The following is a 5638-nucleotide window of genomic DNA, read 5'->3' as shown; positions in this document are numbered from 1 at the left end:
CGTACGGGCCTGCGGGGTTGCCCCGGACCGGACCGTCGCGCCCTTGTCGTCGGTGCCGCCGGCGCCCCGGGACCCGTTCGCGAGCTCGCCGCCGCACCCCGTGGCCAGGGCCGCCGCGATCAGGACGAGCAAGGCGGCCCGTACCCCCCGCACCCCCGCCGTTCGAGCTGTTCGAGTCGGTCGAATGCCCGTGCGTGCCATCGTCCCCACCACTCCCGCTGTCGCCTCGCGTCGTCCTCGGAGAGAGACGAGCGGAAGGGGCGGGAGGATCCGGTCATCACCGGATGGTCATGAGTTCGTGGGACCCGCTCGCTCACCAGTGCCTTTCCGGGCCGTACGGCGCGCGCGGGACGGTCACCCCGCCACCGCGTGCAGCGCCCCCGGCCTGCGCCCCGTCAGGTTGTCCAGCGCCGCCGACGTGGCGTCGTCCGCCGGCAGGTGCACCACCACGTGCAGGCCGTCCAGGCCCGGCAGGTCCAGCGTCTCGGTCGCCAGGCTGAGCGCGCCCGCCGACGGATGCGCCACCCGCTGTGACAGCGGGCTCTCCGGGGTCAGGGCGGCGCGCGCCCAGCGGTCCGTGAAAGGAGCCCCGGCCACCCCGGACAGTTCCTCCACGAACGACGCCAGGAAGCGGTCCTCCGGTACGGAGTCGGTCTTGAGGCGCGAGACCAGTACGTCCGCCTCCCGCTCCCAGTCCACCAGGACCGTACGGGCCCGCCGGTCCGTGAACACATAGCGGGCGAGATTCGGGGCGGGGACGTCCAGCAGGCCCAGCGGGGCGACCAGCCGCCCGTACCCCTCCGTGTACGCCAGCACCTCGGTCAGCCGGTTGACCAGGACGGCCGGGGTGGGCTCCAGCCGGTCGAGGAGGGCCCGCATCGTGGGCCGTACGGTACGGGCCGGCGGGGTGCCCGCGCCCGGGCACAGCCCCAGGTCGCCGGTCGTGACCTTCTCGGCGCGCATGAGCGCGAAACGCTCGTCGGCCGTCAGCCGCAGCGCCTCGGCGAGCGCGCCGAGCACCTGGGCCGACGGGTGGCGGCCCCGGCCCTGTTCGAGGCGGGCCAGGTACTCGACGCTGATGCCCGCCAGCATCGCCAGCTCGGACCGGCGCAGACCGGGCGTACGGCGTCGGCTGCCGCCGGGGAGGCCCACCTGGGCGGGTGTCACGGCCTCGCGGCGGGCGCGCAGGAAGAGGCCCAGCTCGTTGTGGCTCACCCCGGCAATTTACGCCGGATCCGCCCCCGGATCGTAGCCCTGCCAGTACCCGCCTCGGCCGGGGCTTCCTCGCTGCTCGCGGCCACGACAGGTTGTGCGGGGTCGGGCCCGGGACCGGGCCCCCTCACCTCCGCTTCCACCGTCTCCAGAGGGGCACCTGTGTTCATCGCCTACGCCGTCGTCGGCCTGCTGCTCGCCGCCGGACTGACCATGTCCGCCGTCGGTACGTTCACCCGCGTCGAGAAGGTCATCGCGTCGATGCTCGGACTCGGCGTGCCGGAGTCCTGGCTGCCGAGGCTGGCCACGCTGAAGGCGCTCGGCGCGGTGGGACTGGTCGTGGGGCTGTGGGTGCCGCTGATAGGCGAGGCGGCGGCGGTCGGGGTCTTCCTCTACTTCGTCGGGGCCGTCGTCACGCACCTGCGCGCCAAGGACCACGAGATCGCCCCGGCCGGGGTGTTCGTGGTGCTGGCCGTCGCCGCGTTCGTGCTGCGGCTCGCCTCGGCCTGAGCTCGTACACGATCACCGACCGCGTCACCCCGTACGCCGCACCGACCGCCCCGCCAGCGTGTCCGTCCGCCGGCCGTCCTCGATCACGAAGCGGCCGTCGATCAGCACGTGCGGGATGCCCACCGGCAGCGTGCGGGGGGAGTCGAACGTCGACCCGGCCGCCACCGTGGCCGGGTCGAAGAGGACCAGGTCCGCGCGGTAGCCCTCCCGTACCAGACCGCGATCGGGCAGGCGCAGCCGCGCGGCCGGGCGCGAGGTCAGGTGCGCCACGCACTCCTCCAGGCTCAGGACGCCCAACTCCCGTGCGTACCGCCCGAGATACTGCGGGAACGTGCCGTACGTACGCGGATGAGGCTTGGCGCCCTGGAGGATGCCGTCGCTGCCGCCCGTGTGCACGCGGTGGCGCATGATCTCCCGGACGTTCTCCTCGTGGCCCACGTGCTGGAGGATCGTCGAGCCGAGACCGTCCTCGATCAGCAGCCTGCGGGCCGTGGCCCAGGGGGCCTCCGCGCGCTCGGCCGCCGACGCGGCGACCGTCTTCCCCACGTACGGGTCCAGGCCCGGCGCCGAGACCCCCGAGATCTCGATCGTGTCCCACTCGATGGGCACCCCGTGGCAGCCGTCCGCGCCCACCACCTCCATGTGGTGGCGGATCTTCTCGGCGGTGGTGTTGTCGCGCAGCCGCGCCAGGATGCTGTCGGGGCCGCCCTCGCTCGCCCAACTGGGCAGCATCGCCACGAGGGTGGTGCAGCCGGGGGTGTACGGATAGGTGTCCAGGGTGATGTCGGCGCCCGCGTCCAGCGCGGCGTCCAACAGGGCCAGCAGGTCGGGGGCCTTGCCCTCGTTGACGCCGAAGTTCATGGTGGCGTGGGCCAGATGGAGCGCGCAGCCGGCCCGGCGGGTGAGCGTGACCATTTCCTCGTACGCCTGGAGGGCGCCGGCGCCGTACGAGCGGTGGTGCGGGCAGTAGTACCCGCCGTACCGCGCCACCACCCGGCAGAGCGCGGTCAGTTCGGCGTCGTCGGCGTACATGCCCGGTGTGTACGTCAGCCCCGAGGACAGGCCGACCGCGCCCTGTTCCAGGCCTTCGGCCACCAGCCGTTCCATACGGACCAGTTCGGCGGCGGTCGCCGGGCGGTCGTCCCAACCGACCGCGTACATACGGACCGTGCCCTGCGGGATCAGGTACGCGGCGTTGACGGCGATGCCCGCGCCGTCGAAGCCGTGGTCGAGCCGGTCCAGGTACTCGCCGACCGTCCGCCAGTCGAAGTCGATGTCCGAACCGTCGCCGTTCCAGCCGGTGATGGACTGCCTGACCTGCGCGAGGGTCACGTCGTCCACGGGCGCGTACGACAGTCCGTCCTGCCCGATCACCTCCAGCGTCACCCCCTGCGCCGCCTTCGCGGAGTGGTCGGGGTCGCGCAGGAGGGCGAGGTCGCTGTGCGCGTGCATGTCGATGAAGCCGGGGGAGAGGGCGAGCCCGGCGGCGTCGAGGGAGCGGGCGGCGCTCAGGCGGGGGCCGCCGCCCTCCCGCCGTATCGCGGCGATACGGCCGTCGGTGAGGCCGACGTCCGCGCGGTAGGAGGGGCCGCCGGTGCCGTCGACGACCTGTACGTCCTGGATGACGAGATCCATGGCCTGCGCTCCTGGGTCCTGGGTCCTGGGTCCTGGGTCCGGGGGTTCTTGCGGCTTCTCAGAAGAACGTGCGGATCAGGTCCGTGACCGTGCCGTCCGCCTCCACCAGCGGGATCAGCTGCCACTTGTCGAACGACGTGCACGGGTGGGACAGCCCCAGCCCGACCCAGTCACCGACCTCCAGCTCCGCGCCCTCGGCGGTGGACACCCACGTGTGCTGGTCGGACAGGCCGGTGACGGTCAGCCCGGTGGCGGGCCTGACCTCGCCGGTACGGCCGTCCCGGACCACCTGGGCCTCCGGGAGGTCCAGGTCGTACGCCGCGTCCCGCTTGCCCGCGTTCAGGAACGCCTGCCCGGCGGACGGGCGGGAGACCACCTGCGCCCACAGCCGGAACGCGGGCTCCAGGGCGCCCTCCTCGGGCACCCGGTTGAAGGGCGTGAGGCGGCGGTAGTGGCCGTCGTCGTGCGAGACGTACGCGCCGGAGCGCAGCAGTTTCAGTACGGGGAGGGAGAGCTCCGGGATCCCGGCGAAGACGTCGGCGACCGCGTCGAACCAGGCGCTGCCGCCCGCGCTGATCACGATCTCGTCCGGGCCGCCCGGTCCGTCCGGGCCGCCCCGGCCGGAGAAGCGGCCCGCCTTGTCGAACTCCGAGGCCAGCGCGACCAGTCGGCGCAGCCAGGCGCGTACCCGGTCACCGTCGGCGTCCGGCACCTCGCCCTCGTACCCGGCGACTCCCGCCAGGCGGAGGGTGGTGACGGCGGCCACCGCGTCGGCGACCGCCGCGCAGTCCGCCTCCGTACGCGCTCCGGTACGGGCCCCCTCGCCCGCGCCCAGTTCGACGACGACCTCCACCGGGCGGGTGGCGCCGGCCGCGCGCAGGGCCTCGTCCATCAACTCGACGCCGCGCACGGAGTCCACGTAACAGAGGAAGCGGAAGTCGGGGTCACGGTCCAGTTCGCCGGCCAGCCAGCGCAGCGCCGCCGCGTCGACCACCTCGTTGGCGAGGAAGATCCGCCGGATGCCGAACGCCCGGTAGACGCGCGCCTGGTGGGGCAGGGCGGCGGTGATGCCCCAGGCGCCGTGGGCGAGTTGGCGCTCGAAGAGCTGGGGGGACATGGAGGTCTTGCCGTGCGGGGCGAAGGCCAGGCCGTGGCGTTCGGCGTAGGTCTCCAGCAGGGTGAGGTTGTGCGCGAGCGACTCGGCGGACAGGGCGAGCACGGGGGTGGTGAAGCCGCCGGTGAACAGATCGCGGCGCTGGGAGGCGAGCGCGCCGACCGTCAGGCCCTCGGCGTCCGGCGGGAGCCCCTTGAAACGGTGGTCCACCCGCTCGTCGCCGAGGTGGCCGACACGTCCGTCACCGAGGTGCTCCACGCGCTCGTCGCCGAGCGGGCCGGGTCGGTCGGTCGCCATAAGGGCCTCCGGTGTCGAAGTGGGATCACTTTGATCGCTGTCGTTGCAACATTTGCAACACCCATTGCGCATATCGCTTGTCGCTGTCTAACATCCGAGCCGATGTCGGGTCAATGGTGGCCCCTCCACGCATCGGCCGAGCGGCGAGGAGCCCCAGAGTGACCGGAGTGACCGGACCCGTGCCCGCCCGGGTGGACGTCGTCTGCCTCGGTGAGTCCATGGTCACGTTCCTGCCCTCCCGGCCCGGACGCCTCGCCGACGTGCCGTCCTTCGACCGGGCCATCGGCGGCGCCGAGTCCAACGTCGCGTGCGCGCTGGCCGCCGCCGGGCACGCGGTGAAGTGGGTCAGCAGGGTCGGCGCGGACGGCTTCGGCGACCATCTGGTGGCCGCCGTCGGCGCGTACGGCGTCGACACGTCGGGGGTCCGGCGCGACCCGGAGCGCCCCACCGGCATCTACTTCCGTACGGCGACGGACCGCGCGACCGACGCGCACGAGGTCGCGTACTACCGGGCGGGGTCCGCCGCCTCCGCGATGTCCCCGGCGACCGTGCCGTACCGCGACCTGTGGACGGGGCGGGTCCTGCACCTGTCCGGGATCACCGCCGCGCTCTCCGCCGGTTGCCTGGCCCTGATGCGCGAGCTGACCCGCCGCAGGCCGGGCCGCCCCCTGGTCTCCTTCGACGTCAACCACCGGCCGGGGCTGTGGCGCGACGGCTCGGGCGCGGAGATCCTGCTGGAGCTGGCGCGCGGCGCCGACCTGGTCTTCGTCGGCGAGGACGAGGCGGCGGAGGCGTGGGGGCTGCGGGGCGCGGACGCGATCCGCGCGGCGCTGCCCGAGCCGCGGACGCTGGTGGTCAAGCGGGGGAGCG

5 protein-coding genes and 1 pseudogene are annotated in these 5638 nt (G+C 73.6%); 2 read left to right on the top strand and 4 right to left on the bottom strand.

Going from position 1 to position 5638, the window contains the following annotated elements:
* Together GT042_RS38975 and GT042_RS12035 are read right to left on the bottom strand one after the other, a co-directional pair.
* Positions 1 to 201: pseudogene (locus GT042_RS38975) on the bottom strand (hypothetical protein); the annotation flags it as partial.
* A gap of 153 nt (positions 202 to 354) precedes the next feature.
* Entirely contained in the window at positions 355 to 1215 is an 861-nt protein-coding gene (locus GT042_RS12035) for a helix-turn-helix transcriptional regulator (protein WP_161308713.1), read from the bottom strand.
* A gap of 159 nt (positions 1216 to 1374) precedes the next feature.
* Here GT042_RS12035 and GT042_RS12030 point away from each other — a divergent pair, with 159 nt between their 5' ends.
* Complete coding sequence (locus GT042_RS12030) at positions 1375 to 1722, top strand: DoxX family protein (protein WP_161308712.1); 348 nt, start codon at positions 1375 to 1377, stop codon at positions 1720 to 1722.
* 24 nt (positions 1723 to 1746) lie between these two features.
* Here the strand turns inward: GT042_RS12030 and GT042_RS12025 are convergent, their stop codons facing one another.
* Positions 1747 to 3357 (bottom strand): D-aminoacylase, encoded by a 1611-nt coding sequence (locus tag GT042_RS12025; RefSeq protein ID WP_161308711.1) that lies wholly within the window; start codon positions 3355 to 3357, stop codon positions 1747 to 1749.
* A 58-nt stretch (positions 3358 to 3415) separates the two neighbouring features.
* Positions 3416 to 4768, bottom strand: a complete 1353-nt coding sequence (locus GT042_RS12020; RefSeq protein ID WP_161308710.1) for an amino acid deaminase — start codon at positions 4766 to 4768, stop codon at positions 3416 to 3418.
* Positions 4769 to 4986: 218 nt separating this feature from the next.
* Here GT042_RS12020 and GT042_RS12015 point away from each other — a divergent pair.
* Positions 4987 to 5638, top strand: a 652-nt coding sequence (locus GT042_RS12015; RefSeq protein WP_237530723.1) for a sugar kinase, incomplete at its 3' end; no start/stop codon positions are given.

Origin of the sequence: Streptomyces sp. SID3212 (genome assembly GCF_009865405.1) — a bacterium.
GTDB lineage: Bacteria > Actinomycetota > Actinomycetes > Streptomycetales > Streptomycetaceae > Streptomyces.
Note: the sequence above shows the minus strand (reverse complement) of the source record. Positions and strands in the feature narration are given on the sequence as shown.

Bases quoted from the DNA above. Each gene is read 5' to 3' on its own strand.
- GT042_RS12025 (WP_161308711.1), bottom strand. From the start codon at position 3,357: ATGGATCTCGTCATCCAGGACGTACAGGTCGTCGACGGCACCGGCGGC.
- GT042_RS12020 (WP_161308710.1), bottom strand. From the start codon at position 4,768: ATGGCGACCGACCGACCCGGCCCGCTCGGCGACGAGCGCGTGGAGCAC.